The sequence below is a fragment of the Acetivibrio straminisolvens JCM 21531 genome (assembly GCF_000521465.1).
Taxonomy (GTDB): domain Bacteria; phylum Bacillota; class Clostridia; order Acetivibrionales; family Acetivibrionaceae; genus Hungateiclostridium; species Hungateiclostridium straminisolvens.
In genome coordinates this window covers 1-2,266 of record NZ_BAVR01000127.1, presented here as the reverse complement: position 1 = coordinate 2,266, position 2,266 = coordinate 1, and the positions used below count along the sequence as shown (strand labels likewise).

General features: G+C 35.0%; 4 protein-coding genes. All 4 read right to left on the bottom strand.

All coding sequences use genetic code 11. The features are described from left to right. Positions 1–172 precede the first annotated feature (172 nt). The 4 genes from JCM21531_RS23255 to JCM21531_RS23240 all read right to left on the bottom strand — a co-directional run bounded on the left by JCM21531_RS23255 (position 173) and on the right by JCM21531_RS23240 (position 1,970). Complete coding sequence (locus tag JCM21531_RS23255) at positions 173–835, bottom strand: hypothetical protein (protein WP_243467885.1); 663 nt, start codon at positions 833–835, stop codon at positions 173–175. A 63-nt stretch (positions 836–898) separates the two neighbouring features. Continuing rightward, positions 899–1,216, bottom strand: coding sequence for an alanine--tRNA ligase (locus JCM21531_RS23250; protein ID WP_038291566.1), 318 nt, complete (start codon positions 1,214–1,216; stop codon positions 899–901). Between the two features lie 5 nt (positions 1,217–1,221). Then, on the bottom strand, positions 1,222–1,608 hold the full coding sequence (locus JCM21531_RS23245) for a hypothetical protein (RefSeq protein ID WP_038291564.1): 387 nt from the start codon (positions 1,606–1,608) through the stop codon (positions 1,222–1,224). Between the two features lie 35 nt (positions 1,609–1,643). Continuing rightward, on the bottom strand, positions 1,644–1,970 hold the full coding sequence (locus tag JCM21531_RS23240) for a hypothetical protein (RefSeq protein WP_038291561.1): 327 nt from the start codon (positions 1,968–1,970) through the stop codon (positions 1,644–1,646). Between the last annotated feature and the right edge of the window lie 296 nt (positions 1,971–2,266).

The window sequence follows — 2,266 nt, the reverse complement described above, 5'->3', positions numbered from 1 at the left end:
CATTAAATTCCCTCTTAAATCCAGATCTTTTTCCAAATCCGTAGTATAATTTGCGAAGCTTCCCATTATGTACTCATTTATATATATTTCATCTCTCAATTCATAGACACCATTTGCAAACATTTCGGACAATTGGGAAAGAAAATTCAACCCGTTCTTTGAAAAATCCGTATTATCCTTTGAAAACTGATGCCTTTCCCAAATCTACCGCTTCAAGTTCTTTCCCGGATGCAGCATCTTTAGGCTTTCCTCCTGAAGCTATAATTCCAAGTATATTGTTTACATGCTCCATGTCAGTTTTAATTTCTTCAAGCTCCGTCGGCTTATACCCTTTATTTGACGGAACATCTTCCGGCATCGTCTTCTTGCTTTCCTTTATCGGCTTTTCATCCTCGGGTCCACCTTTTTTCGTAAATTCCCCTATAGCATCCCTTGGGTCCTTTTCCCATTCCTTGGGCTTGTCGGAAATTATCCCTTTGTCTGAATAATAATCAATAGGATCTTCATTAATTTTGCCTTTGTATTCAGCTATTTTAGCCTTTACCTTCTCAATTTGAAGTCTTGCACGCACTACGTCAATATCCGGAACTACATCACCAAAATCACTCAAGCCAAGTTCACCTATTTTCGCATCTTTTATGCAATTCTTTATCTCATTTAAAATAGCAAGGTTGTGCTCAAGTTCGGCAATTTTAGGTGTCAAATCCTCCGTTGATATCTTTTCTTTCTTGCTACCAAGATCTAGCCTTGTAGAGTTAGAAAATTCATTTGTCTCTCCTTCAAGCTTTTTATTTATTGCATCAATCTTAACTACAGTATCTGCCGACTTTTTCATTACTGTCTCAAGTGCACTTTTGGCATCTTTTACAGCTGTTATAGCCTTGTCTATATACTCAATCTATACCCTGTTAATCTGTTTTATTTGAGCCTTTTTACTCTCAAGCTCGGTTTTCTTTGCTTTAATCTTATCTTTTAGCTCATTTATTGATTTTTTGATCTCATTTATTGACTTTTCAAGCCCTCCAATCGATACTTCAAGATCCTTTATTCTAGCCTCCTCGCTTGATACATCCACCTCAGCAGACTCATCCTCTTTCGCAGCTTTTTTCTTTTCATCTATCTGCTTTTTAATCTCTTTAATTTCATCTTCATATTCATCTATTTTATCTTCTACCTCTTCCAAATCGTCTTCTTTCTCTTTTATCTCATCCTCCATATCTTTTATGGCTTTTCCATCTTAACCCTATCCAATATATATCCTGAAGCTATTTCCAGCTGATTGGGTATGTTTATATCCGTACCGAATTTATTGACTGTTACAACATTATTTGAAGCTTTAACCTCATTCTCTTTGATCTCTGTCAAGTTTTTGTCAACGTCAAGCTTTTCTTTTAAAATATCCGCCTGTTTTTTAAAATCCTTGAAAGCAACAAACTTTTCCATAAGTCCTTCAGACAATTCCTTTGGACCTCTATACTTCATGTACTCCAATATTTGAGCCCTTAAAACCTCCGGCTCCGACAGGTTATATATTGGCTGAACCTTAACTTCCTCAATTCCATAATCATATAAATCCAAGGGTTTTTCCTTTTTCTTATCAACTCCCAAAAACTTCTTTATTCCGCTAACGGTTTCCGACTCATTTATAGCATCAAGGTTGATTCTGCTTTCGTTCTATGCTCTTCAATGCCCTTAACCATCAAATTCCTTTCAAGATAGTATACTATTTCCTCCATCAAAAGGTCCGGGTCATCGCTGGATAGAGCCATAAGACCATATAGCTCTTTTAATAGATAATTATAGTTGGCAAGAGCAGATTTCGCCGATATATCTAACGCACTTTCAATTTGTGTCTGTGCTGCTTCATTCGCGTTGCTTCGACTAAAATAGCGGGAATAGCAATCATTATTAATAAAACTATACATAAAAAAAACCGATATTGCACCCTCTGCTTTTTTAAAAAATCTCATAGTGATTTTACCCCCTATCACCTCGAAACTTTGCAGAGCCACTATTTTTATGCATAAATGACAGATTTCGCACAAAACCATAACTCAGTAATAAACATTATAGTATAAAATAGAAAATATGCCAATATAGTTTTTGTTAAAATACTAAAAGGTTCTATCTCAATTTGATTGTTTACTATTACTAAAATTCAACTATTTAAAGAAAAGCATCCTATTAAGAGATATTATCCTTAGTCTCGGTACAAAAAAATTTCAAAAATCAAGCAAAATTAGTGATAAAAAACCTCTCAATGCAA

Bases quoted from the DNA above. Each gene is read 5' to 3' on its own strand.
- JCM21531_RS23255 (WP_243467885.1), bottom strand. From the start codon at position 835: ATGAAAAAGTCGGCAGATACTGTAGTTAAGATTGATGCAATAAATAAA.
- JCM21531_RS23250 (WP_038291566.1), bottom strand. From the start codon at position 1,216: ATGGAGGATGAGATAAAAGAGAAAGAAGACGATTTGGAAGAGGTAGAA.
- JCM21531_RS23240 (WP_038291561.1), bottom strand. From the start codon at position 1,970: ATGAGATTTTTTAAAAAAGCAGAGGGTGCAATATCGGTTTTTTTTATG.